The following is a 24,808-nucleotide window of genomic DNA, read 5'->3' on the forward strand; positions in this document are numbered from 1 at the left end:
ACACCAAACGCCAACGGCGTCACACGTTTTTCATCTCGTGTTGTGCCTTGAGCGAAGCGAAAGGAATGAATTATAAACATGAAAAAAATGTTGAAAGTTTTCGGAATCATATTGATAAGTGTATGCATGCTCTGGTTCCTGCTCTTTTTATTTCCGCTGTCTTCAAAGACTGATCATGCTTATTTTGAAGTCGAAGAAGAACCACTTGTTATTGCCCATCGGGGAGGAAAGGCCCTGGCACCTGAAAACACACTGGAAGCATTTAGAAATGCATCCGAAATCGGTGCTGATGTACTGGAGTATGATGTGCATATCACAGCAGATGGTCACCTGGTCGTCATCCATGATGACACGGTGGACCGCACGTCAAACGGTTCTGGAAACATCAACAAAATGACTTTGGAAGAAGTGAAAGCCTTAGATGCCGGTTACCATTTCGAAGATGAAACCGGTGACTATCCCTATAGAGGGACCGGTGTACAGATCCCTACAGTGGAAGAGGTCTTTTCGGAATTCGGCGACAAGAAACATCTGATCGAACTCAAAGATACCAATATGCCTGTTATGTATGATGCCCTGATCGATGAGATGTGGAATCATATTCAAGACTATGACATGAAAGAGAATGTTTTGATCGCCAGTTTCGATCACGATATCAATCTCAAATTCAAAGATATCTCAAACGGTGAAGTGGCTATAGGGGCAGGCGAGGAAGAAACACGTCAGTTCGTCATGATGCACAAAGCGTTTCTCAACGCTCTTTACCAGCCCAAGGCTTCTGCCTTCCAGTTGCCCACTGAAAGAGAAGGATATGATCTGGCAGACTGGAAACTGATTCGTGGGGCAAATAATCGGGGCATGCATGTTTATTACTGGACGATCAATGAGGAAGAGACAATGAAAGAGCTCATAGAACTGGGTGCCCACGGTATTATGACAGATGATCCGCGTCTACTATTGAATGTGTTGTCAGAGTAAGAGAATTAGTTGAAAAAATTACAGACAGAGAGGGACATTGGATGAAGCTGACTTTATTTGAAACAAGTGATATTCATGGTTATGTCTATCCCACAGACTATCAGTCTCGTATCCAGGATGCGGAATATGGCTTACTGAAACTTGCTTCTTTATTGAAAAAGGAAAGAAAGGCAACGACAGGAGCAAGCCTGGCGATTGAAAATGGAGACATCATTCAGGGATCTCCCTTCACGCATTATCTCGTCAAGCACAAACATTCTGCCGGACTTTTAATGGAAATCGTCAATGATCTTAAGTTCGATGCCGGAATCATTGGCAACCATGAGTTTAATTATGGTCTGGAATACCTGGAATCTGCAGTATCATCAGCAGATCACCCTGTTTTATGTGCCAATATCCTGACGGGTGAAGGAAACACAGCTTTCGGTGAACCGTATAAAATTTTTGAGTTAGAAGGCATAAGCGTGGCGGTTCTGGGGTTGACTACGCAATACATACCGCACTGGGAACATCCCGAAAACTATTCGGGACTGACTTTTGAGTCAGCTTTAAAAACAGCAAAAACCTATGTCCCTCTGTTGAAAGAAAAAGCAGATATCGTCGTGGTCAGTTACCATGGCGGATTTGAAAAAGACCTCCATACGGGTCAGCCGACTGAAACACTCACAGGAGAAAATGAAGGATATGCTATATTAAGTGAAGTTCCCGGCATCGATGTTCTTCTTGCCGGACACCAGCATCGGCTCATTGCAGAAGTGGTCAATGGTACAGCTATCGTCATGCCAGGCAGTAAAGGTGAATATCTTGGGAAAGTCGTACTCGACCTGGAGAAAACTAAAGGGAAAGTAACGATCAAGTCGATGGAAGCTGAGCTGCTGTCTGTTAAAAATGAACAATTGGATGAACAGCTTGCTGCGGAATATCTTTGGGTGAATGATGAGGTGGAAGACTGGCTGGATCAGCCGATCGGCCGTGTTGAAGGTGACATGACGATCGACGATGTTGAAACAGCGAGAAAAGAAGAACATCCTTATATCGAATTCATCCAGCGTGTTCAAATGTATTATTCAGACTGTGATATTTCAGGTACAGCTTTATTTAATAATAGGGTCAAAGGATTCTCTAATTCGGTCACGATGAGGGATGTCGTTTTAAATTATATTTACCCTAACACGCTGGCTGTGTTGAGTGTTTCAGGACAGGATCTGAAAGCAGCGCTTGAACGGTCTGCGTCCTACTTTACACTGAATAATGAAAACGAAATAGTTGTAAATCCGGAGTTCATGGATCCGAAACCGCAGATGTACAATTATGACATGTACGAAGGCATCGATTATGTCATAGATGTGGCTCAACCGGAGGGAGAACGTATTGTTTCGTTTATGTATCAGGGTAGAGAGATTCTGCCTGAAGACAGTCTTGATATCGTCATTAATCAGTACCGTGCCGTCGGTGGAGGCAACTACACTATGTTCGATACGGGTAAAATAATACGGGAAGTGACGATCCCCATGAATGAATTGATTGGCGATTATTTTGCAGCTTTTTCTCCAGTAAAAGCTGGAGTGAATAATAATTTCAAAGTCATATCTTCAAAATAAAGAGGATGGGAAGAATAACTCCCAGCCTTTTTGTTTTGTGAAGTCTTTTTATAGAAAGAAAAATAATCTCATGATTGATTTTGTTGTTTTGTGACCACTTCCTGGAGAAACACAGCATTAACTAGTCGCAAAACAGTTATTGCGACCACTTCCTTGAGAAACACAGCATAAACTGGTCGCTAAACAGCTATTGTGACCACTTCCTGGAGAAACACAGCATTAACTGGTCGCTAAACAGCTATTGTGACCACTTCCTAAAGGATTACAGGATTAACTGGTCACAATAAGGCTATTACGACCACTTCTTGAAAATTTTTAGCGTAAACTCGTTACAATATTGTTAGATAAACATAGGAAGAAGCTGGGAGACATGTCCCAGCTTCGTTTACGAGAAATCGTTACTATTTGCTGATAAGATAATCCATAATGCAGTTCGATATATGCGAGTCGTTAACAATTATCAGTAGAAATCGATTCTATATACTCTGACTATCTGAACACGTTCGGGAAAATCATTACACGTTTTAATGAAAAACAGCAGGTACAACCTCTATTAAAGGTTATGCCTGCTGTTTTTAGTATGTTATCACATTTGTTCCCGATTGAACTGTTCTGTTAAATCAAAAGGTTCCACATGCACATCTGTGTGCATCACATCAAATTCTTCGTAAAGCAATTTTTCGATGATTTCGGTGATGTCATGACCTTCCTGCACGGTCATCTCGCCATCCACTAGAATAGTTACATCCACATAAGTATTCGCTCCGTACATCCGCGCTTTTATCGACGGCACGCTTTTTACTCTAGGGATCATGAGTATTTTGGTTTTATAAAGGTAAAGATGTTTATCTTTGAATCCATCGGATAATGAGAAGGTACTTTCCTTAAATACTTCCACACCCGTTTTGACAATGATAATAGCGACGATGGAGGCCATGATACTGTCCAGCCACACCCAGCCGATAGAGGCACCCAAAATAGCAGCAGCCGTCGCCAGACTCGTCAGACTGTCCGCCAGATTATCCTGAGAAACAGCCTTTAAACCAGTACTTTTTGCCTTTTTTGCTAAATTCAGATTGTAGCGATAGAGTATAAACAGTATTAAAGAACTGATCAGCGCAACGACAGCAGCCAGCCGGTTAGGCGGGATCAGTTCACCTCTATAGAGGCGTATGATACTGCTTTGGAGTACCTGAAATCCCACAAAAAGCATAATAAAGGATGTGATCAGGCTGGCTATGGGTTCGGCCTTCCAGTGGCCATAAGGGTGATTTTCATCAGCAGGTTTTCGTGCGGTTTTCAGTCCCACCAAAACAGTAACGGATGAGAGGACATCAGTCAGATTATTGAACCCGTCTGCTGATAAAGAGGTCGAACGCATAAAGTAACCCACTGCCAGCTTTACAACAGCAAGAAGTACATAGACAGCGATAGAAACTCTGGCACCTTGTTCGGCAATTTTGACACGTTTTATTTGGCTTTTCAAACTATCCCTACTTTTTCATTAGTTCATTCGATACTTTTCCATATACTTATTTATTCTATAAGAATGACGATGAAAAAACAACAAAGAACTTTTTTAGATAAGGAGTGATCGCTAAAATAATCCTAGGATGAGAGGGTTAAGCATATCAGGATGTTTGTTTACCAGTTTTGTACGTCAGACCGAGCCCCTTTGAAATTATTCTTTTTTTCGTGACGGGAAGCTAAAACGGCTTCGACATCTTCAATTGAAGCACCGGTCTGATACAAAAGTACTCCCAGATGATACAAGACATCGGCGGCCTCACTGGCTATTTCTGTTTTATCTTTGTTTTTTGCTCCGATCACGACTTCAAAGGCTTCTTCACCGAACTTTTTAGCTATCTTATCGATACCTTCATTCAGCAGATAGTTTGTATATGATTTCTCTTCACCAGTCTCTGCCGGGTTTTCTATCGTTGCTTCGATATCTTTCAGGGTGAAAGAGGGACCGAGATCGAAACAGCTTTTTGACCCCGTGTGACAGGTCGGACCGGCCGGATCGATCATAACGAGGAGGGCATCCTGGTCACAATCCAGGTACATGTCTTTGACGTACTGGACATTACCGCTGGATTCGCCTTTTTTCCATAATCTGTTTTTAGACCGGGAAAAGAACCAGACAACGTCATCCTGTTTTGTCTTTTCAAAGGCTTCTTCGTTCATATAGCCCATCATGCGAACATCTTTTGTGGTGTAGTGCTGAAGGATAACGGGAAGTAATCCTTTTGAAAAATCAGGCTGCAGTGAATCGTAGTTAGTCATGGCGCATCGGCACTCCTTTTAATTGGCATAGATCTTTGACTTCGTGTATGGAGACATCTTCATCGTGGAAAATGGAGGCGGCAAGCCCAGCTGACACATCAGTATTCTGGAAAAGGTCTGCAAAATGCTGGGCATTTCCTGCACCGCCGGAAGCGATGACCGGGATAGTCACGGTTTCTTTGATTTTTTTAAGCAGTTCGTGGTCAAAGCCCTGCTGCATGCCGTCATAATCCATGCTGGTGATCAGCAATTCTCCTGCTCCTCGCGCTTCCACTTCCTTGACCCAATCCAGAGCTTTGACCTCGGTTTTTTTCTTGCCGCCGTGGGTGTAGCAGTACCAGTCCTGATCTGCTTCCTCCCATTTGGCGTCGATGGCGATGCAGATACACTGTGAACCGAATTTTTCGCTGGTTTCATTTATCAGCGACGGATCATTCAAAGCAGCTGAATTCAAGCTCACTTTATCTGCACCGGCATTCAATACAGCTGAGATATCTTCCGAAGATTTCAGGCCACCCCCGATAGTCATGGGGATGAAGAGTTCTTTAGCGGTTTCCCGTATAACATCGAGCATCAGGGCATTCCCTGTATGTGTTGCTGAGATATCAAGAAACACCAGCTCATCGGCACCTAATGTATTATAACGTTTCGCTAATTCGACTGGATCGCCGATCTCTCGAAGACCTTTAAACTGGATTCCTTTGACGACGACACCATCTCTGACGTCCAGACAAGGGATGATACGTTTTTTGATCATGAAATTTCCTCCCAGAAAGCTTCTGTATTAGCGGCTTTTCCGACAATGGCCGCTTTAATACCGGCTGTTTCCAGACGTTTCAAATCGTTTAAACTGCGTATGCCGCCGGATGCGGTAACTGGGTGAGGGGTCAGATCGGCCAATTTTTCTGTCAGTTCGAAGTTAGGGCCCTGCATTTTCCCGTCTTTAGAAATGTCCGTATAAATAATGCCTCCCAAAGCAAGCGAAGCCGTTTCTTCAGCAACATCATAAATCGTTTTATCCACGGATTCTGTCCAGCCATTCACTGCGACCTGATCTTTTTTTGCATCAAGTCCCAGATAGATCTTGCCTGGATAGAGCGTAGTCATTTCTTCCAGCCACTGACTGTCCTGCAGTCCCCGCGTGCCGACGATGACGTAAGAGGCACCACTGAATAGGTAGTGAACGGATACCACCCCCGATTTCGACAGGGGAAGTACTGGATTCGATCAATTCCTTGATGAACGTTTTGTCGCTGGGTTTTTTGTGTAAGGCACCCATGAGATCAACGATATGGATGCGTGTGACCTGTTTGAATCGATTGTAAAAAGAGATGGCTTCTTTCGGGGACCGTTTCATGACTTCTTTTGAATCATAAACGCCCTCAGTCAGGCGTACACTCTGCTGATCGATCAAATCGATCGTCGGCCAGATTTCTATCATAATTTAAAACCGCCTTTCAAAGCCTGATCAAGGATGTGAAGACCCTGGTCACCACTTTTTTCCGGGTGAAACTGGATACCGATCAGATTGTCTTTCTGTACGATAGCGACAACAGGATCTCCATAATTTGCTGTGGCAACAATATTTTCATCTGTGTGTACTTTGTATGAATGGATAAAGTACACATCCCCTTGTAAAGAAGGAAGGATGAATTCAGTTTATTCCATCCCAGATGAGGAACGGGAAGCGACCCTGTGATTTTTTTGACTGTCCCCGGAAGATATCCCAACCCGTCCGCATCTCCTTCTTCACTGTGCTCAAAAAGAAGCTGCATCCCTAGACAGTTTCCGATAAAGGGTTTCTGCTTTTTTTATTCAGTCAATACGGGGACCAGATCGAGTTCGTTTAAACGGTTCATGGCATCTTTAAAATGTCCGACACCAGGGAGTATGATCGTATCAGCCGCTTTTTAGTTTAGTGACATCATGTGTTACAACTGACTCATATCCCAAATAGTGAAGCGCGTTAGACAAGTTGGCGATATTACCTAGACCGTAATCTACAATGGCAATCATTCTTCAATGACTCCTTTCGAAGAGGGGAGTCTGGAAACATCCGAAGACTGCGATGCTTTTCTCAAAGCCTGAGCAAAAGACTTGAACAGGGCTTTGATTTCATGATGGGTATTTCCGCCACGTAAAAGATCCATGTGCACGGTCAGTCGGGCATGCATAGTCAGAGCATAGAAAAATTCTTTGACCAGCTGAACATCAAATCTTCCCACTTTCTGGCTGGAAAAATCCGCATCAAAATGCAGATAGGGACGACCGCTGATATCAACAACCGTCCGGGCCAACGTCTCATCCATCGGCACATAGGCAGTTCCGTAACGTTCGATCGATGACTTGTCCTGATTCAATTCGGCAATGGCCTGCCCGAGCAGGATACCGATATCTTCGGTCGTGTGATGATCGTCGACCTCTGTATCACCGTCAACTGTGACATCCAAAATGTAATGTCCGTGAAAGGCAAACAGGTCCAGCATGTGATTCAAAAAGCCCACACCTGTATCGATCGATGATTCTTTCAATCCTTTGTCTACACTTAGTCTGATTTTTGTTTCTTTTGTATTGCGTTCTTTGGTTACAGTCATTGAGAGTCACTCCATTTTCTGACGATTTGTCTGAGCTCTTTCATTTCTTCAGTGGTTGCGATCGAATATCTCACGGCTTCTTTGAGCGTCGGATGATCCGATTCGGGATACAATTTAGGCTGAAAGCCGTGCTGCTTAACATAAGCTCCCAGCTCCAGTGCTTTTTTTCCATGTGTGAATAAAAAGTTCGTATGGCTTTTCAGTATGCTGATATGTTCTCCCGCTTCTTCATGAAAGATTAGCTGAAGTTCTTTTGCCAGCTTGCGGTTCAATGCAATAAAGTCACTGAGTCTCTCCGGCTGATTCAGTAAATAATGAGCAATATTTAAAGAAAACGTATTGAGCGGGTAAGGATGCGCTATGGAATTCAGAACATTCATTGTTTTTTCAGTCGACATGGCAACACCGATCCTCAACCCCGCCAGCCCGTAAACTTTGGAAAGCGTACGAAAGCGAATGACATGATCGCCTTCCGGATAAGAGGGAAGCTCTTCCAGAAATTCGGCGTAGGCTTCATCAATGATCAGGTAGCCTTTTACTTCTTCCATCAATTCTGCAGCTTTTTCAATGAATTCGACCGGATGCATCATGCCAAACGGATTGTTCGGCTGTGAGAAAATGAAGACGGAAGGGCGGTACTCTTTTATTTTCTCAAAGACTTCTTCATAGTCAAAAGTCATGTCTGCCTTGGCATCCACTTTGATCAGGGGACGCTTGAACTGGATGGCGTATTCTTCATACATGACAAAATCCGGATCTAAAATCAAGGCAGGGCCTTCACCTAATATGATCATGGCTTTTTGGATCCATTCATCAGAGCCGTTCGCAAAAGAGACTAAATGGGGATCCAGTCCATTATAGGCAGCATAGCTTTCCTGCAGCTTCTCGTACTCATTATCCGCATACTTATTGAAGTGTGTGTCTATTGCGAGAGCGCTGATTTCATCTTCAGCCAGTGCTCTATAAGGACTTTCATTTTTATCTATACGTATCATTTGTTTTCCTCCATTCGACAGGCTAATGAATCATGGTGGGCCTGCAGTGATTCCTCCAGAGCTAGACGCATACCGCTTGGAGCCATGTGCTTGAACGACTCTTCTTTCAATGCAATGATCGAATTGGTCCGCAAAAAATCATTGACCGTCAGACCGCTGCTGAAACGTGCGGTACCTCCTGTTGGTAAAACGTGACTGGGTCCTGCCACATAGTCACCGATGGCTTCTGGAGAATAGTCACCGATGAATAAAGCGCCGGCTGTATTGATGCGATCGATATAGGAACTGGCATCTTTCGTTTGAATGGATACATGTTCACCTGCGATGGTATTGACGCAGTCGATGGTTTCTTCTTTATCAGCTGTCAGAATAGAGTAGTGATGATCTCTGAGACTGGTTTTTATAATAGCGGTACGGGGCTGGTCATCGACCAGATCATCGACTTTTTGCTGGATCTCTTCAAGTTTTTCCTTGCTTTCACTGATAAGGAATGTACGGGCGAGTACATCATGTTCAGCTTGAGCAAGCAGGTCGTAAGCGACATAATCTGCACGTGTGTCCTCATCAGCAACCACAACGATCTCACTTGGCCCTGCAATCGAGTCGATACCGACATCACCGTAGACCATTTTCTTGGCTAAGGCAACATACTGATTACCTGGCCCTGCGATTTTATCAACGGCCGGAATGCTTTCTGTTCCATAAGCTAAAGCGGCAATGGCCTGTGCGCCACCGACTTGAAAGACACGATCGACTTTAGCGATATGGCATGCCGCAAGGATCGCCTGATTCACTCCACCTTTTTGGGGTGGTGTCGTCACAATGATTTCATTAACACCTGCGACCTTTGCTAAAACTGCTGTCATCAAGACGGTCGAAACCAGGGGGGCGGTTCCTCCAGGGACATAGATGCCGACACGATTCAGTGGATGTACTTTCTGATAAAGCTCCGATGTTTTACCGTCTGAGATTTTTATAGACTGCTGATAATCCCATATATTTTGATAGGCCAGTTCTAAAGATGTTCTTAATTCATCCTCAATGGCATGATAGGCTGATTCAAGCTCAGTCTGCATGACTTCAAGTGTATCCAGTTTGACGTTGACGAATGTTTCAGAATAATCATAGAGAGCCTGATCTTTGTTCTCCTGCACTGATTGGATGATCGTCATGACTTGTTTCAATTTATCCCAATCTGTTTTATTCGTTGAAGCGATCACTTCTTTGAATGAATTGAATGTATACATATCATCTAACCTCGCTTTTTTAATTGATTTATGATTGATTGTATTTCTGTATTTTTTGAAAAGAATGCGTGTTTGTTGGCTATCAGCCGCGCATTGATATGATCCAGACAGACTTGTTCCTCCAGACCATTTTCCCGGAGAGTGGTTCCCGTCTGAACGATATCCATAATGGCATCAGCCATATCGATCTTAGCGGCCAGTTCCACAGACCCTTTCAAGGGAATGATTTTAACGGGCTGTCTGATGGAGTCAAAGTAGTCCTGTGTATATTTGACATATTTCGTTGCGACGATCGGATACGTATCTTTTTCTGATTTTGCCGCCAGCGCAAAGTGACAGTAACCGAAAGGCAGATCCATCAGGTTATTTATCTGACGGTTCTGCTCATAGAGAACATCACTTCCAGTGATACCCAGATCGGCAACGCCTTCTTCGACATAAACCGGTACATCTTCACCCTTCACTAACAGGAAACGGGTGTCTTTTTTCTCGATCAACAGTTCTCTCGAGATGGATTCAAGCGCAGTGTACCACTGTCTTAATTTCTGTTGCTTCAAAAAAGCTATAAAATCTTCTAGTTGTCTCCCTTTAGATAGTGCAATGGTTATCACGATGATTTTCCTCTCTGAACATTAGTCTTTAAAAATAAGCTGGATAAATTAATAGCCATACCGAATGCCCGGGTAGGGCTGGAGTACTGTCCGCCGGTCAAAACAGGTTCAACGGAGTAGTCGGCATAGAATTGCAAAAAGATACCTTTATAATAAGATTGGGGAGGGATGGAAAACAGGTCGCAGTAAACGACCCGGATATTGTTTTCAATAAGCTGATCCTGCCAGCGCTGAATCTCTTCCACAGGTTTTCTTAAATCGGGGAAATATTCTTTTGCATAATCCAGCTGATCTGGTACCGGCTGACTCATGAGTCTGACGACTGGATGTGAGTCACCCAGTCTTTTGGTCAGTCCATCCAGGTTGCGTTCACCAAGATACTGCATGATCTCGGAGTTCTGACGTTCACTTTTAGACAAAAGTTTTTTCAGCAGGGAATAGTGACTGATCACAGCAACATCCAGAGAGAGAGCAAGATTTTCCTTGATATATTGGAGAAGGTCCTGCATTGTAGAGAGCTGTCGGGAAATGTCATCTGTAAAAATTTCCATTCCAAACTGCATTTTTTCTTGATCCATAGGAAAAACCGGACCGGAGTAGGCGATTTTATCCGTTTGCAGTTTGTATTTTTTTCTATAACGCACGATGGCATCAGTCCAGTCGCTTCGCAGCGATAAGAGTGAATCACCTGCCTGCCAAATGTGTCTTGATTTCATCATTTTCAGATCATCTTCTGAAAGCCGGTCCCATTCGAATCGTTCCAGTAGAGACAAATCCAGCAAATCATATCCTAAGAAATGGAAACGATGAAGAAAATCCATTTCTTTGCGCTTTTTCTCTAATAAATACTGACTATTTTTCTCAAGACTCATCCAGCAGCTCCTCATTTCCATTTATTTATTATTTTGATACAATGATTTTATATTATAATATAAAATCATATAGATTAGAAAATTTTAATATAAAAGATGTTTTTATGAAAGATTTCAAATTTGAAGGTTTGGAGAAGATCAGATGACAGGAGACAATCATGTTCATACTCATTTCTGTCCTCATGGCAGCGAGGACGAGATGGAAGCCTATATCAAGACAGCATTGAGTAAAGGATTGAAGCAGCTCACGTTTACTGAGCATGCGCCGCTTCCAATAGAAGACACCACACCTCAAAAAGACAGTGCCATGAGAGCTGAAGATGTTGAAGCCTACTTGAAACGGGGCGAAGACCTGAAAGAAAAATACAAAGAAAAGATCACTATAAATACTGGATTCGAGATCGATTATTTAGAAGGGATGGAGGAAGAAACGAAAACATTCCTGCAACGCTATCCTGAAACAGTACCGCATTCTATATTGAGTGTCCATTTTTTAAAGATACCGGATTCCGGTTACTTCTGTATCGATTACAGTAAAGAGGAATTCCTGAAAAAAATGAAAGAAACCGGTTATGAAAAATTAACCACATTGTATGAGGAAACACTCATGAAGGCTCTGGCGGTTCCTTATGGCAAATGGACCCCTAAAAGGATCGGTCATATCACCTTGATAAATAAGTTTAGTGAAGCTCATGACCATCAAGATACGGTCAACTGGGAAGTTATACTGGAACAGGTGAAAAATAACGGGTATGATCTGGATTATAACTTTGCTGGAATAGACAAACCTTACTATAAAAAGACCTATCCTGACGCAGCACTTGTTGAACGAGCCGTAAAAAAAGGCATCTGGCTAGTTTATGGCTCGGATGCACATCAGTCAAAAGATATTGGAAGATATTTTGAAAGGGGAATGAATAATGGATAAAATTTCATACGAGGTAGTCGAACATCTTGCCGTTCTTTCTGAAACACCCAAAGGATGGAAGAAAGAGCTGAATTTAGTGAGCTGGAATAACCGCCCGCCGAAGTTTGACATCAGAGAGTGGAGTCCGGATCACACGAAAATGAGCAAGGGACTGACGTTCAACAATGATGAATTAGCTCAGCTGAAAAAGGTACTATCTGAAATCGATCTCTAAATGAATTGGAAAAAGGGATGACAGATTTGTTATAATCGAATATAATATATACTTTTATCAAGGGAGCGATAAAATGGAACATGTACGCTTGAACAATGGTACAACAATGCCTTACTTAGGAACAGGGACAAATACGTATGGGAAGGAGAATAATGACTATAACGGTGACCTGAATGGCGATTTTTCTGCTTTGGAGTCGGCGATAAAAATGGGTTACCGATTGATCGATACGGCTATATCCTACAGGAATGAAGCGGGAGTAGGAAAAACAGTCAAAGAAAGTGGTATCGACCGCAGTGAATTCTACCTCACTACCAAGATTCCTCCTCAGGATGACTATGTAAAAGACAAACAGACGGTAAGAAAGACGCTGAATCAGAGCCTTAAAAACTTGCAGAGTGACTATATCGATTTATATCTCATTCATAAACCGATCGAAGATGAAGATAAATTGAAATTGACATGGGAAGTACTGGAAGAATTTGTAGGAAAAGGAAAAATCAGAACGATCGGCGTGTCAAATTTTACGAATGAGGATTTGGAAAAACTGGGCCAGTTTGCCACGATCAAACCGGCTGTTAATCAGATCAAGTCTAATCCTGTAGAATGGAATAATGAATGGATCAAATTTATGCTTGATCGTGACATCAGACCGCAGGCTTGGGGACCGATGAAAACGACAGAACAACACCGTGACGTTTTAGCTGAAATTGGTGAACGTTATGGCAAAACGTGGGCACAGGTCCTGCTTCGCTATCAGACCCAGAGAGGCATCATCGTCATCCCGAAATCTCATGATCCCAAAAATCAGAAAGCTAATCTGGAAAGTCTGGACTTTCTGCTCTCTGATGATGATATGAAAAAAATAACTCAGCTGTAAAATGTAAAACAGGGTATTCTCCTCTTAAAGAGGAAAATACCCTGTTATTAACTTGTTCAGGAAGAGGTAGTGAGTGCCTGCTTAGCCAGTTCATCTGCTCTTTCGTTATAAATGACGCCAGTGTGAGCTTTTACTTTCACAAAAGAGATGTTTATCTTGTTTTTAAAAGCTTTAAAGAACTTAACATAATCCTTGGATACTGTTTTATTTGCCTTCCACTGCCCCGTTGCCCACATTTCGATGCCCAGATAGTCATAATAGATGATGATATCTTTGTAACTGTTGTCGATTGCCCACTTGATAGCGTTTAATGCACCAAAACATTCTCCGGCTATCTGGAAACTTTCTGCATATTCAGGATCGCGTGCTGAATTATTCAGTTCTGCCAGAACCTTGTTGTTTTTAAGTAACACCACTCCATAGCTGTAAGTCTGTGTTCGCTTGTCAAAAGAACCATCAACGTAGGCAACAAGTGAATCTGGCGTGACCAGACTGGGTGTTTCCAAGTCACCATTTACATATTCCTGTGCTTCGCGTTCAGTCTGAAACGATTTAAACTGAGCGCTGGGATATCCTGACACTTGTTTTTGAGCGTCCGGCCAAGTAGAATATATACCCGGCTTGCGTCCTTTTTTTACTGCGTAATATTTTTTCGGCATAACTTCTCCTTCAGTCAAAACTATTTATTCTACTACTTTAGAAGAAGAGGGGCGTCTTGTCAATTCAGTAATAATAGAAAAAGCAGGTAATGTAAAAAGGATTATATACGTACAGTGATTGTATGTTAGAATAAGTGGAGATAATAGAAGAGTTTTTTAAGATAATAACAGGTGCAGGAGTCGAGGGGCTCTGGCATTTTTGAAAGGAAAGAATACACGTGAGCAATCAAGACAAAAAAGATAAACAGCCTGAACTGTCTACTGATGCACTGGATAAGGTCATCAATCCGGAAGATAAAACAGTTAAAAAAATCGATTCAGATCACATCTCTATTAAAGACGACAAGTATAAGATCGTGAAAAATTATAGAGAAGCTCTGGACCTTGAATTATTGGAAGAGAGATACAGTGATTTTCTGGAAAAGTATGATTACATCGTAGGAGATATGTCTTACGGGAAATTAAGATTACGTGGATTTTATCAGGATGAGGTAAAGAAGATCCCAATCGATATGCGCATCTCATATCTGGAAGATTATTTGCTGGAGTACTGCAGCTTCGGTTGTGCTTATTTCGTACTGGAGAACTTGGAACCGAATAAAAAGCAGTCGACTCGTCAGTATGAGTCCAGCCGCAAACCTCAGTCACAAAGTAAAGGCAAAAAGAACCGTGGCGGGAAAAAACCTTATAAAAAAAAGAAGGCGTCTCATCCTTCAAAAAAATCAGATAAAAAGGAAAAAACGACTTCCAGCACCAATTCAAGCGGTAAACGATCATTTACAAAAAAGAACCGGAACAAAACTGAGGATTCTAATCAGAAAAAAGAAGAAGTCAAAGAAGTAAAAAGTAATAGCGGCAAGACCCGCTTCCAGATCAGAAAAAAGAAAGATTAGGAGTCAAATCATGCAGGATATCAAATATCGCGGTTATTTTATCGATCTCGACGGCACAATGTATAAAGGAACAGAACCAATCAAGGAAGCCCCATATTTTGTAAAAAAACTGAAAAATAGTAAAATTCCCTATCTATTCCTCACTAACAATTCGACCAGTACCCCCGAAGAAGTTGCGGATAGATTAAATAAAACATTCAATATACCGGCAAAAGCCGAGAATATTTACACAAGTGCTCTTGCCACAGCCGATTACGTTAAAGCGTTGAAAGGGAACCGTGTCTACGTGGTCGGAGAAGATGGATTAAGACAGGCTCTGACTGACGTCGGATGTGAACTGGTAGATGAGGACATCGATCATGTCGTTGTAGGACTTGACAGGCATCTGACATATGATAAATGTGAAGTTGCCAGTCTGGCTATCCAAAAAGGGGCGACGTTTGTAGCAACGAATAAAGATACCAATATCCCTACAGAAAGAGGGATGAGCCCCGGAGCAGGATCTGTGATAGCCATGATCGAAAGAGCCTCTCATACTAAGCCGATATTTGTTGGAAAACCCGAAAAAATCATGATGGCTTCAGCATTGGATAAACTGAACCTTTCTAAAAAAGAGGTACTCATGGTCGGGGACAATTACGAAACGGATATTATGGCGGGAATAAACAGTCAGATCGATACACTGCTTGTACTCACAGGATTTACGAAGAAAGAAGACCTTGAGTATCTGGAGATCCAACCAACGTACGTAATCAATACACTGGATGAGTGGGGCGATGATCGTGCCTGACATTAAAAAAATTGCAGGTGTAATCAGTCTGATTCTATTTATTATTACTGTCAGCATAGCGTTTGTCATATTATTTACACCTTTGTACTACTATTCAGCCTGGTCTCTTGGCCTGCCGGAACAGCTGGGTATGTCAATGGAAACATTAATGGAGAACTATCATGTTTTACTAAGGTATCTTCATTTCCCGTGGATAACCGAACTGAACTTTCCGGACTTCATAAGTTCTGACAGTGGGTTGTTTCATTTCTATGAAGTGAAGCTTCTGTTTTATCTCAATTATTTTGTCCTGATCGTTTCGTCAATTGGCAGCTTCTTTTATTTGAAATCACTGAAGAAGAATAAACGCTTCTGGACACTTCAGAAAACTTTTTTCATAGCAGCACTTGTTCCGCCGCTGCTCCTCACCTTTTTAGCTGTAAGTTTTGACAGAATGTTTGTGCTGTTTCATGAAATATTCTTCAATAATGATGACTGGCTGTTCAATCCAGCCACAGATCCAATCATCATGGCGCTACCGCAGGAATTTTTTATGTACACCTTTTTGCTGTTTTTCCTGCTTATAGAAGTATTCTTTATTGTTGCTTATCAGTACAGCAAGAGAAATGCTTTCAAATAAACTACACAGGTAAGGTGTATGCAACTGCAGAATTTGGTGACGGAACATTACTTTGAATAGATGTTTAATTGTTACACGAAAATACAGAAATAGCCGAGACTAAGAGTCCCGGCTATTTCTGTATTTTATATTCTATTTCATTATTTTAGAAATACCCGGATTATCATGAGCAAGGCGGCTGGCAGCCGCTGCAGCAATGGCGCCTACAATATCATCTAAAAAAGTGTGTGTTTGATTGGAGTGAGTATGATCATCCAGACGCTTGATCAGTTTCGGCTTGGTTTTATCCAGAAATCCGTAATTGGTAAACCCAATAGAACCGTAAACATTCACGATGGATAGAGCCAGTATCTCATCGATACCATACAAACTTTCATCTTCTTCAATGATTTCCTGAAGGGGACTGGAAAGTTTGCCTTCTTCTGTCAATACATCCAATTCAATGCCTGTGAGTATAGCGTTCTGCACTTCTCTTTTTCTGATAACAGCCTTAACATTTTCCAGGCAGAGATCCACCGATATTTCAGTCAGGTAAGGAGACTGCAGATCATAAACGAGCTCAGCGATCTCTTCTAACTCAACACCACGATCGTTCAATCTTTTCAATGCGACTTCATGTAATTTAGATCCTGATTGTACCATAATGATTCCTCCTTTTTATTCTTCAAATGACAACTTAGTACTCTGTATAGGTTGGGCATGTTCTTTTGGATGAATGGAATGTACAGCGTGATTGACAGCGGTGGGGGCTTCCCCGAAACCGGTAGCGATCAGCTTGATTTTTCCATCAAAAGTGATACTGTCTCCTGCGGCATAGATACCGTCGATCGATGTTTCCATTTTACTGTTTACGATAATGTCTGTCCGGTCAAGATCTAATCCCCATTGTTTAACAGGTCCAAGCTTAGAAACAAAGCCATAGTTGACGATAAAATAATCCAAATCGATTTTTTTTAGTTTATTTCCTCTTGTTTCTTTAAAAATAACAGAAGACAATGAGTTTCCCTCTCCCATCAATTCATGAGGAACAAAAGGAGTGAGCAGTTCTATACTCGAAGACTTAAGCATCTCGACGGATCCTTCATGAGCCCTGAACCGGTCGCGCCGATGGACCAAGTATACCTTTTTGGCAACAGATTCTAAAGTAAGAGCCCAGTCGACAGCAGTGTCACCGCCGCCGCAGATAACAACCGTCTTGTCTCTATATTGCTCGATTTGCTTGACGATATAGTGCAGGTTATTGTCTTCATAGTTATCGGCATCAGGGACAGTCAGTTTTCTGGGATTGAAAGAGCCTTGTCCGGTAGCTATCACGATGGTTTTGGAATAATGGATGCCTTTAGAAGTTGTCAATTCAAACAGATGGTCATCCAGCTTCTGTATGTGGGTGACTTCTTCCTCCAGACAGATGGTCTGATCGAAATGCTGCATTTGAGCGGTCAACTGGTGAACCAGTTCTTTTCCAGTGACGCCCGCGTAACCCCCCACGTCATACAGTGTTTTTTCGGGATACAAGAGGGCGACCTGACCGCCCAAAACCGGCAGGGATTCAATCATTTTTGTTTTTGCATTCCGCATACCGGCGTAAAATGCGGCAAACATGCCGATCGGGCCACCCCCGATAATGGTTATATCGAATATTTCTTCTGAATCAGTCAAACTTAACCCTCCGTGTACAGTTCCTAGTGATAGTTTTAATAAAAGAGACTAATAACAAGTGCGATAATGATGCCTGAAATGATCCCAAAAAAGACTTCGATCGGTTTGTGGCCAAGGAACCCTCTCGATCTCAGTTCTTCATCATCTTCCTTCAGTACTTCTTCGTGATGATATTTAGAGAATGATTTTTGCAGATCATCAAAGTCTCTGATCAGTTCATTGATGATGATCCCATGCTCTCCGCTTTGGCGTCTCACACCCATAGAGTCAAACATAACAATGACCCCGAAAGTGAAGGCGATGGCGACATAAGGAGAAGCCACTCCATATTCGATCAGTAAACTCGTAACCAAAGCTGTGACTCCGGCAGAGTGTGAACTGGGCATGCCGCCTGTCGACATAGCCAAGGCTACTGTTGAAGGACGCTTCAAAAAGTAGGCGACCGGGATTTTAATGAGTTGAGATAAAATAATGGCTGACAAAGCAGCAACTAAGGGATAATTTTCCAGTAATGTCATTTAACAACGTCCTTTTTAAGATTGATAGGCACCTTTTAATAATAACATGAACAAAAGAAAAAAATTATAAAAAAGTTTCACAAAAGTAAAACTTATTGGAAAACGAAATGAACTACGGTAAACTAAAGACACATCAAATTTAGGAGGAATTAGAACATGAATGAATTTCCACAGTTAAATAGTGATAAAGATACAGGATTAAGAGCAGTGATCAAAACGAACAAAGGGGACATGACGGTCCGCTTATTCCCGGAACATGCTCCAAAAACGGTCGAAAACTTTGTTGGTCTTGCAAAAAAAGGATATTATGATGGGGTCATCTTCCACCGCGTCATCCCTAACTTCATGATCCAGGGCGGCGATCCTACCGGAAGCGGTATGGGAGGAGAAAGCTTCTTCGGCGGAAATTTTGAAGATGAATTCAGTCCGGAACTGTTCAATTTAAACGGAGCCCTTTCAATGGCAAATGCGGGTCCAAATACCAACTCAAGTCAGTTTTTTGTTGTCACCATGTCAGAGCTTCCTGAACAAATGGTCTCCCAATTGGAAGCTGCCGGTTTCCCTGATGAAATCATCGAAGCCTATAAGGAACAAGGGGGAACACCCTGGCTGGATCAGAAACATACGGTTTTCGGACAACTTGTAGAAGGTTATGATGTAGCTGATACCATCCAGAATGTAGACAGAAACGCTATGGACAAACCGAATGAAGATGTTGTAATCGAAACAGTGACGATATTGGATGACAAATAAAAACCAGTTGATATGAGAAAAGAGGTATTTCATGTTAGGTGCGATCGAAGCAGGTGGAACAAAATTTGTTCTTGCAGTGAGCGACAACACTCTTGAACATGTGGAAAAGCTCTCTATTCCAACCACGACACCTGAAGAAACGTTTGATAAGGTTTTTGAATTTTTTGATAATTACACTCTGGAAGCCATCGGTGTTGGATCATTTGGTCCGATCGATGTAAATAAGAACTCTTCCACCTACGGCTATGTCACATCTACACCTAAACTGGCATGGCAGAATGTCGATTTTTTAGGAAAACTGAAAGAAAGATACGCTGTCCCCGTCGCATGGACAACAGATGTCAACGCAGCGGCATACGGTGAACTGAAAAAAGGTGCTGCCGTTGGTAAAAACTCTTGCCTTTATCTCACGGTCGGGACAGGTATCGGAGGAGGAGCCGTTATAAACGGAGAGCCTCTTGAAGGCTACGGACATCCTGAAATGGGGCACATTCCGGTCAGAATGCACGAAGAAGATTCCTTTAAAGGCACATGTCCTTATCACAGCAACTGTCTGGAAGGACTTGCTGCCGGTCCAGCGATAGAACAGCGATACAATAAAAAAGCTCAGTATCTGACCGACAGGAAAGACGTATGGGACATTGAAGCCTACTATCTTGCGCAGGCGCTGATGACGTACACGTTGACACTTAGTCCTGAAAAAATCATTTTAGGCGGTGGGGTCATGAAACAGTCACAGCTGTACCCGCTTATCAGGAAAGAATTTTCCAAGCTGGTAAATGGTTATGTGGCGACACCAGACCTAGACGAGTATATTGTCTCGCCAGGACTGGATGACAATGCGGGCATAACTGGGTGCCTACTCCTGGCACAAAAAGAATTATAGCAAGTAAAAAAGCATTTCTCTAAGTCGAGAAATGCTTTTTTACATATAATTAGTTACTATTTTAGTTACTATAATGATCAAAAACAGTCTTGATCCGCTTCAGGCCATCCATAAGAAGAGACTTGGGGACAGCAAAATTCAGTCGCATATATGATTTTCCGCTTGGACCGTAGCTGATACCATCGTTCAGTCCGATTTTTCCTGTTTGAGCAAACGTTTCTCTCAACTTATCATCGTCAACGCCTAAACGAGAAGCATCGAACCAGAAAAGGTAAGTGGCTTCAGGGACCATATAGGAGACCTCGGGAAGTTCTTTGTCAAAAAAATCGGTGACGATCGAACGGTTGGCTTCCAGTTTTTCAAGTAAGGCTTCATGCCATTCATTTGACTCTGACAAGGCAGCTTCAGTCGCTCTCATCCCAAATGTGTTAACGATATCCAGTTCGGTTTCTTCCTGGACCTTTACCAGCTTAGCCTTTAAAACTTCATTAAAGACTAGGATGAAAGAAGTCTTAACCCCTGCAATGTTAAAAGTCTTAGTAGCTGAATGAAGGGTGACCACCCAGTCCTTATATGAATCATCTAAAGTAACAGGTGACACACAGGTCTTCTCACTGTATACAAGATCACTGTGGATCTCATCGCTGATCAGGATCACCTTATATTTTTTACACAATTCTACCAGCTGGACCAGCTCATCTTCTGACCATACTCTTCCGCCGGGATTATGCGGATTACTTAAAACAAATAACCTGATATTTTCATCTTTAAACTGACGTTCTATATCATCAAAATCCATCGTGTACTGTCCATCTTCAATATCCAGAGAAGTGCGGAAAACACGCCGTTCGTTTTTGTTGACCATTGAAAAGAACGGGGGGTAAACTGGTTCATGTATCAGTACACTCTCTCCGGGTTCAGTGAAAGCCTGGACAGCTACAGCAATGGATGACAGCACACCAGGCGACAGCAGGATGTTCTCTCTTTCCGTGGGCATGTTATGCTTGGTTTTCTGCCAGTTACTGATAGAGGTGAAGAGTGAATCCGGGGGAAAAGTATATCCGAGGACTTCTTCATCGATCATTTTTCGGAGGGCATCTTTAATGGGGCGGGCATTATCGAAATCCATGTCAGCTACCCACATAGGTAAAACGTCTGGACTGCCGAAAATCTTCTCAGCTCTGTCCCATTTGACACTGCTCGTCTGTTTCCGGTCAACTATCTTCTCAAAATCCATGTGATCGCTCCTTTAACATAATAGTATAGTCTAAGTATCTTTCATCTGACTTATGATATCAAGGGGGTAAATCCATAAGATGGTTTCCAAAACTGCCTTTTTCATGCTATACTATTTTATGATAATTCGAATCATGCCATGATAGTAAAGAGGTGAGTTCATGGTCTACAAAATTGGTCAGAAAGTAAGAGGAACCGTTACTGGAATTCAACCGTACGGAGCCTTCGTTTCCATAGATGAGGACACACAGGGGCTTATTCATATATCAGAACTGAAACATGGATATATAAAAGATATAGCTGAAATCGTTTCTAAAGGAGACGAAATCGATGTCATGATCATGGATATCGATGAATATTCTAACAAAATCAGTTTATCTCTAAGGAGTCTTCAGAAACCTAAATACCATCCTTTTGCAAACCGGAAAAACATCTCCAGATATGGAAGGAAAACAGGTGTCGGATTTAAATCGATCGATGATAAGATGCCTGGATGGACAGAACGAGCTCTGAAGGAAATCGAAAACAGCAGAAAATAGCCAGTCCTTAAAATTTAGTAATAGAAGGGTGTAAATAATAGTGATTAAGGGAAACCATTATGTAGCCAGTACTATCTTAGTTAAAGATGAAGAAGGTCGTTATGTATTTTTGGTTAAAGAAGAGAAAGATGGATATTCGTTTCCAGCCGCTGTCGTTGAACCTAAAAAGACAGGGCTAGCCTGTGTGATAAACAGACTGAAAGAAATCGTCGATATTAATATCGAGAATTTAGAGTTGAACGAGTTGACCAATGCGATCGTTCACGACAATCGTATTCCCTTATTCGTGTTTATTTATGAAGACGATGACCTTTCATCCCCCCAAGATCTCTTGATAGAAAATAATGATTTATCATGGGTCCATTCAGAAAATATCGTCTCTACACTGGAAGAGTGGAAAATTTCCGGTGTTCCACAATTTTTACTTATATAAAATATAAAAAAATGGAGGAAAAAATTTATGTCACACATTACATTTGATGACTCTAAGGTAATGGGTCAGTTTATCAATAAAGAGGAATTGGATTATATGCAGCCGCAAGTCACTGCTGCACACAAGTTGCTGCGCGAAAAGACTGGTCCCGGTAGTGACTTTCTGGGATGGGTAGATTTACCGGAAGATTATGACAAGGAAGAGTTCAGCCGCATTAAAAAGGCTGCTGATAAAATCAAATCTGATTCAGAAGTTCTTGTTGTTATCGGTATCGGTGGCTCTTATTTGGGTGCAAAAGCCGCCCTCGACTTTTTAAATCACTCTTTCTATAATGAACTGAGTGCAGATAAACGTGATACACCTCAGATTTTCTTTGCAGGTAATAGTATCAGTTCTACCTACTTATCAGATCTGATCGAAGTGATTGGAGAGAAAGATTTCTCTGTCAACATTATTTCTAAATCTGGAACGACAACTGAACCTGCTTTGGCGTTTAGAGTGTTCAAAAACCTTCTGATCGAAAAATATGGTGAAGAAGAAGCAAAATCACGTATTTTTGCTACAACAGACAAAGAGAAGGGTGCACTGAAATCATTAGCTGACGCTGAAGGCTATGAATCTTTTGTTATCCCTGATGATGTCGGCGGACGCTTTTCTGTATTGACTGCTGTAGGTCTGCTGCCGATTGCTGTAGGCGGGGGAGATGTAGACAAGCTGATGGAAGGTGCAAATCAGGCTCGTGTGGATTTCGCTAATGAGAATATAACTGAAAACAGTGCGTACCAATATGCTGCTTTAAGAAACATCCTGTATAGAAAAGGAAAAGTGACAGAACTGCTGATCAATTATGAACCAAACTTGCAGTACCTTTCAGAATGGTGGAAACAATTATTCGGTGAATCAGAAGGCAAAGATCAAAAAGGCATCTACCCATCAAGTGCAAACTTCTCTACTGATCTGCACTCTTTAGGGCAGTATATCCAAGACGGTAGAAGAAACTTATTTGAAACAGTTATTAAAGTGGATAAGCCTAAGAAGTCATTGACCATCCCTAAAGAAAAAGAAGATCTGGACGGTTTAGGTTATCTTGAAGGAAAAGAAATCGACTTCGTGAATACGAAAGCTTTTGAAGGAACTGTTTTGGCTCATACAGATGGCGAAGTGCCAAACTTTGTATTGACCATCCCAGATACATCAGCTTATACATTAGGTTATCTCTTTTATTTCTTCGAAGCTGCTGTAGCAATCTCAGGCTATTTAAACAGTGTCAATCCGTTTGACCAGCCGGGTGTAGAAGCTTATAAGAAAAATATGTTTGCACTATTAGGAAAACCTGGATTTGAAGATCTGGCAAAAGAACTGAATCACAGATTATAATCTGCTTTAAAAGAGAAAAGAGCATTTGCTCTTTTCTCTTTTTTTAATATCGTGTATTCTATTAATTAAATAGCTTTGAGAGAGGGGTTCTTTATGATGAATATTAATGTAGTGCCAGCACAGTTAAAGGATTTGAGTCTTGTAAAACGGTTATTATTCGAAACGGCGGAGTGGCTGAATAAAAAAGGATCCACTCAGTGGGCAGGTTTGTTAAAAGGAGAAGACGTTCACAATATTGAAGGAGCTATCGAACGTCAGGAGGTATTCCTCGTATACCGGTCTGAAAATATAGTAGGAACGTTTGCCTTGTGGAGTAAGCAGACAGCCTGGGATAAAGACTTTTGGGGAATAGATGAAACGAGTGATGTCTATTATTTGCACCGATTGGCTTTGTCAGCAGATGAACACGGCCGGAATTCCGGAAGTCTATTGCTGGATAAAGCAAAAGAGGTTGCGGTAAGAGATGAAAAATCCGGACTCCGTTTAGACTGTGTAGCGTCTAATGACTATTTGAACTCGTTTTATAAAAGAAATGGGTTCATATTCGTTGGATCGGTCGAGCAATATGACAATGGTGAAGACCTGCAGGATTATCATTTATACTTCTGGGAAAATAAAATATAAAATAGTATTGACTATAGTTGAATTACCTGTTATTATTAATCTCGTTGCTGCAAAACAACTATTGAATTCCAGCAGCGAGGTTTTATAAATTTGTTGTTGACATTTTACTCACGACCAGATATACTTAAGTAGTTGTCGCAGAGGCAAAGGGAACGCTTACAACTTTGAAATGTTTTCTAAAATAATTTCAAAAAGTTCTTGACAACGAAAACGAAAGCCTGTAAAATTATATGAGTTGACACGAAACGTCGTCAACGTCTGAACGAGTGAGATCTTTGAAAACTGAACAAAGTAAAACAACCAAATGTGCAGGGGTCTTCGATCCGATTTATCGGATCAGGACAACACAAACGAGTTAACATGTTTAACTCACAATATTTAAATTGAGCTATATCAAACAACCAAAATGAGAGTTTGATCCTGGCTCAGGACGAACGCTGGCGGCATGCCTAATACATGCAAGTCGAACGATGAAGCACTCTGCTTGCAGAGTGCGGAAGAGTGGCGAACGGGTGAGTAACACGTGGGGAACCTGCCCATAAGAGGGGGATAACATCCGGAAACGGGTGCTAATACCGCATAGGTGATCATAGCGCATGCTTAGATCATTAAAGAT

At 41.8% G+C, this 24,808-nt stretch carries 28 protein-coding genes, 1 rRNA gene and 1 pseudogene; 15 read left to right on the forward strand and 15 right to left on the reverse strand.

The annotated features are described in order from the left end of the window. The first annotated feature begins 78 nt into the window (after positions 1 to 78). Both BMX84_RS05800 and BMX84_RS05805 read left to right on the forward strand, forming a co-directional pair. Complete coding sequence (locus BMX84_RS05800) at positions 79 to 978, forward strand: glycerophosphodiester phosphodiesterase family protein (protein WP_091488011.1); 900 nt, start codon at positions 79 to 81, stop codon at positions 976 to 978. Between the two features lie 41 nt (positions 979 to 1,019). After that, the gene (locus tag BMX84_RS05805) at positions 1,020 to 2,579 is read left to right on the forward strand and encodes a bifunctional metallophosphatase/5'-nucleotidase (RefSeq protein WP_091488012.1); all 1,560 of its coding nucleotides are present in this window, start codon (positions 1,020 to 1,022) and stop codon (positions 2,577 to 2,579) included. Positions 2,580 to 3,165: 586 nt separating this feature from the next. Here BMX84_RS05805 and BMX84_RS05810 read toward each other — a convergent pair. The 10 genes and pseudogenes from BMX84_RS05810 to BMX84_RS05855 form a co-directional block, all read right to left on the reverse strand. After that, on the reverse strand, positions 3,166 to 4,065 hold the full coding sequence (locus BMX84_RS05810; protein ID WP_091488013.1) for a cation diffusion facilitator family transporter: 900 nt from the start codon (positions 4,063 to 4,065) through the stop codon (positions 3,166 to 3,168). A gap of 158 nt (positions 4,066 to 4,223) precedes the next feature. Beyond that, entirely contained in the window at positions 4,224 to 4,865 is a 642-nt protein-coding gene (gene hisIE, locus BMX84_RS05815) for a bifunctional phosphoribosyl-AMP cyclohydrolase/phosphoribosyl-ATP diphosphatase HisIE (protein WP_091488014.1), read from the reverse strand. Further along, on the reverse strand, positions 4,858 to 5,622 hold the full coding sequence (gene hisF / locus BMX84_RS05820; protein ID WP_091488015.1) for an imidazole glycerol phosphate synthase subunit HisF: 765 nt from the start codon (positions 5,620 to 5,622) through the stop codon (positions 4,858 to 4,860). The genes hisIE and hisF overlap by 8 nt, the downstream gene beginning before the upstream one ends. Next, positions 5,619 to 6,306, reverse strand: a pseudogene (locus tag BMX84_RS12705) (HisA/HisF-related TIM barrel protein). The gene hisF and the pseudogene BMX84_RS12705 overlap by 4 nt, the downstream one beginning before the upstream one ends. Beyond that, positions 6,303 to 6,491 carry a glutamine amidotransferase-related protein gene (locus BMX84_RS12855; protein ID WP_371860932.1) on the reverse strand — a complete coding sequence of 63 codons (189 nt, stop codon included), beginning with the start codon at positions 6,489 to 6,491 and terminating at the stop codon, positions 6,303 to 6,305. Before BMX84_RS12855 ends, BMX84_RS12705 begins: the two are co-directional and overlap by 4 nt. 386 nt (positions 6,492 to 6,877) lie before the next feature. Continuing rightward, complete coding sequence (gene hisB / locus BMX84_RS05835; protein ID WP_091488017.1) at positions 6,878 to 7,459, reverse strand: imidazoleglycerol-phosphate dehydratase HisB; 582 nt, start codon at positions 7,457 to 7,459, stop codon at positions 6,878 to 6,880. After that, entirely contained in the window at positions 7,456 to 8,454 is a 999-nt protein-coding gene (locus BMX84_RS05840; protein WP_091488018.1) for a pyridoxal phosphate-dependent aminotransferase, read from the reverse strand. The genes hisB and BMX84_RS05840 overlap by 4 nt, the downstream gene beginning before the upstream one ends. Beyond that, on the reverse strand, positions 8,451 to 9,701 hold the full coding sequence (hisD, locus tag BMX84_RS05845) for a histidinol dehydrogenase (RefSeq protein WP_091488020.1): 1,251 nt from the start codon (positions 9,699 to 9,701) through the stop codon (positions 8,451 to 8,453). Before hisD ends, BMX84_RS05840 begins: the two co-directional genes overlap by 4 nt. Positions 9,702 to 9,706: 5 nt before the next feature. Next, complete coding sequence (hisG, locus tag BMX84_RS05850; protein ID WP_091488021.1) at positions 9,707 to 10,312, reverse strand: ATP phosphoribosyltransferase; 606 nt, start codon at positions 10,310 to 10,312, stop codon at positions 9,707 to 9,709. Continuing rightward, positions 10,309 to 11,184 carry an ATP phosphoribosyltransferase regulatory subunit gene (locus BMX84_RS05855; RefSeq protein ID WP_177165479.1) on the reverse strand — a complete coding sequence of 292 codons (876 nt, stop codon included), beginning with the start codon at positions 11,182 to 11,184 and terminating at the stop codon, positions 10,309 to 10,311. Before BMX84_RS05855 ends, hisG begins: the two co-directional genes overlap by 4 nt. Before the next feature lie 142 nt (positions 11,185 to 11,326). Between BMX84_RS05855 and hisJ the strand changes: the two genes are divergently transcribed. The 3 genes from hisJ to BMX84_RS05870 all read left to right on the forward strand — a co-directional run bounded on the left by hisJ (position 11,327) and on the right by BMX84_RS05870 (position 13,206). Next, positions 11,327 to 12,112, forward strand: coding sequence for a histidinol-phosphatase HisJ (gene hisJ, locus BMX84_RS05860; protein WP_091488024.1), 786 nt, complete (start codon positions 11,327 to 11,329; stop codon positions 12,110 to 12,112). Next, on the forward strand, positions 12,105 to 12,326 hold the full coding sequence (locus BMX84_RS05865) for a YdbC family protein (protein WP_091488026.1): 222 nt from the start codon (positions 12,105 to 12,107) through the stop codon (positions 12,324 to 12,326). The genes hisJ and BMX84_RS05865 overlap by 8 nt, the downstream gene beginning before the upstream one ends. Before the next feature lie 73 nt (positions 12,327 to 12,399). Then, the gene (locus BMX84_RS05870; protein ID WP_091488028.1) at positions 12,400 to 13,206 is read left to right on the forward strand and encodes an aldo/keto reductase family protein; all 807 of its coding nucleotides are present in this window, start codon (positions 12,400 to 12,402) and stop codon (positions 13,204 to 13,206) included. A 56-nt stretch (positions 13,207 to 13,262) separates the two neighbouring features. Here the strand turns inward: BMX84_RS05870 and BMX84_RS05875 are convergent, their stop codons facing one another. Continuing rightward, the gene (locus tag BMX84_RS05875; protein ID WP_091488030.1) at positions 13,263 to 13,865 is read right to left on the reverse strand and encodes a ribonuclease H1 domain-containing protein; all 603 of its coding nucleotides are present in this window, start codon (positions 13,863 to 13,865) and stop codon (positions 13,263 to 13,265) included. Positions 13,866 to 14,083: 218 nt separating this feature from the next. On the opposite strand from BMX84_RS05875, the gene BMX84_RS05880 reads away from it, so the two are divergent. The 3 genes from BMX84_RS05880 to BMX84_RS05890 are packed head-to-tail and all read left to right on the forward strand — an operon-like array spanning position 14,084 to position 16,167. After that, positions 14,084 to 14,758: a YutD family protein gene (locus BMX84_RS05880; RefSeq protein WP_177165480.1), complete on the forward strand. Its 675-nt coding sequence runs from the start codon at positions 14,084 to 14,086 to the stop codon at positions 14,756 to 14,758. A gap of 19 nt (positions 14,759 to 14,777) precedes the next feature. Continuing rightward, entirely contained in the window at positions 14,778 to 15,548 is a 771-nt protein-coding gene (locus BMX84_RS05885) for a TIGR01457 family HAD-type hydrolase (RefSeq protein ID WP_091488052.1), read from the forward strand. Further along, entirely contained in the window at positions 15,535 to 16,167 is a 633-nt protein-coding gene (locus BMX84_RS05890; protein WP_091488034.1) for a TIGR01906 family membrane protein, read from the forward strand. Before BMX84_RS05885 ends, BMX84_RS05890 begins: the two co-directional genes overlap by 14 nt. A 132-nt stretch (positions 16,168 to 16,299) precedes the next feature. On the opposite strand, the gene BMX84_RS12485 is transcribed toward BMX84_RS05890, so the two are convergent. Genes BMX84_RS12485 through BMX84_RS05900 form a run of 3 tightly spaced genes read right to left on the reverse strand, consistent with a single transcriptional unit; the run spans position 16,300 to position 18,344 of the window. Continuing rightward, the gene (locus tag BMX84_RS12485; protein ID WP_146880594.1) at positions 16,300 to 16,809 is read right to left on the reverse strand and encodes a phosphatidylglycerophosphatase A family protein; all 510 of its coding nucleotides are present in this window, start codon (positions 16,807 to 16,809) and stop codon (positions 16,300 to 16,302) included. Between the two features lie 15 nt (positions 16,810 to 16,824). Then, positions 16,825 to 17,826: an NAD(P)/FAD-dependent oxidoreductase gene (locus BMX84_RS12490; protein ID WP_146880592.1), complete on the reverse strand. Its 1,002-nt coding sequence runs from the start codon at positions 17,824 to 17,826 to the stop codon at positions 16,825 to 16,827. A 35-nt stretch (positions 17,827 to 17,861) separates the two neighbouring features. After that, on the reverse strand, positions 17,862 to 18,344 hold the full coding sequence (locus BMX84_RS05900) for a divergent PAP2 family protein (protein WP_091488036.1): 483 nt from the start codon (positions 18,342 to 18,344) through the stop codon (positions 17,862 to 17,864). 156 nt (positions 18,345 to 18,500) lie between these two features. Between BMX84_RS05900 and BMX84_RS05905 the strand changes: the two genes are divergently transcribed. Together BMX84_RS05905 and BMX84_RS05910 are read left to right on the forward strand one after the other, a co-directional pair. Then, positions 18,501 to 19,097: a peptidylprolyl isomerase gene (locus tag BMX84_RS05905; protein ID WP_091488038.1), complete on the forward strand. Its 597-nt coding sequence runs from the start codon at positions 18,501 to 18,503 to the stop codon at positions 19,095 to 19,097. A 31-nt stretch (positions 19,098 to 19,128) separates the two neighbouring features. Next, the gene (locus tag BMX84_RS05910) at positions 19,129 to 19,983 is read left to right on the forward strand and encodes an ROK family protein (protein ID WP_091488040.1); all 855 of its coding nucleotides are present in this window, start codon (positions 19,129 to 19,131) and stop codon (positions 19,981 to 19,983) included. Between the two features lie 61 nt (positions 19,984 to 20,044). Here BMX84_RS05910 and BMX84_RS05915 read toward each other — a convergent pair whose 3' ends face one another. Continuing rightward, positions 20,045 to 21,220: a MalY/PatB family protein gene (locus BMX84_RS05915; RefSeq protein WP_091488042.1), complete on the reverse strand. Its 1,176-nt coding sequence runs from the start codon at positions 21,218 to 21,220 to the stop codon at positions 20,045 to 20,047. Between the two features lie 160 nt (positions 21,221 to 21,380). Here BMX84_RS05915 and BMX84_RS05920 point away from each other — a divergent pair, with 160 nt between their 5' ends. The 5 genes from BMX84_RS05920 to BMX84_RS05940 form a co-directional block, all read left to right on the forward strand. Continuing rightward, positions 21,381 to 21,758, forward strand: coding sequence for a CvfD/Ygs/GSP13 family RNA-binding post-transcriptional regulator (locus BMX84_RS05920; protein WP_091488043.1), 378 nt, complete (start codon positions 21,381 to 21,383; stop codon positions 21,756 to 21,758). Positions 21,759 to 21,798: 40 nt separating this feature from the next. Next, positions 21,799 to 22,191, forward strand: a complete 393-nt coding sequence (locus tag BMX84_RS05925) for an NUDIX domain-containing protein (RefSeq protein WP_246119075.1) — start codon at positions 21,799 to 21,801, stop codon at positions 22,189 to 22,191. Between the two features lie 27 nt (positions 22,192 to 22,218). Further along, a complete protein-coding gene (locus BMX84_RS05930; RefSeq protein ID WP_091488045.1) occupies positions 22,219 to 23,568 on the forward strand; it encodes a glucose-6-phosphate isomerase in 1,350 nt (449 codons plus the stop codon). 96 nt (positions 23,569 to 23,664) lie between these two features. Beyond that, positions 23,665 to 24,192, forward strand: coding sequence for a GNAT family N-acetyltransferase (locus BMX84_RS05935; RefSeq protein ID WP_177165481.1), 528 nt, complete (start codon positions 23,665 to 23,667; stop codon positions 24,190 to 24,192). Positions 24,193 to 24,594: 402 nt separating this feature from the next. Then, positions 24,595 to 24,808, forward strand: a 16S ribosomal RNA gene (locus tag BMX84_RS05940); the annotation flags it as partial.

Origin of the sequence: Alkalibacterium putridalgicola (assembly GCF_900109825.1) — a bacterium.
Taxonomy (GTDB): Bacteria; Bacillota; Bacilli; order Lactobacillales; family Carnobacteriaceae_A; genus Alkalibacterium; species Alkalibacterium putridalgicola.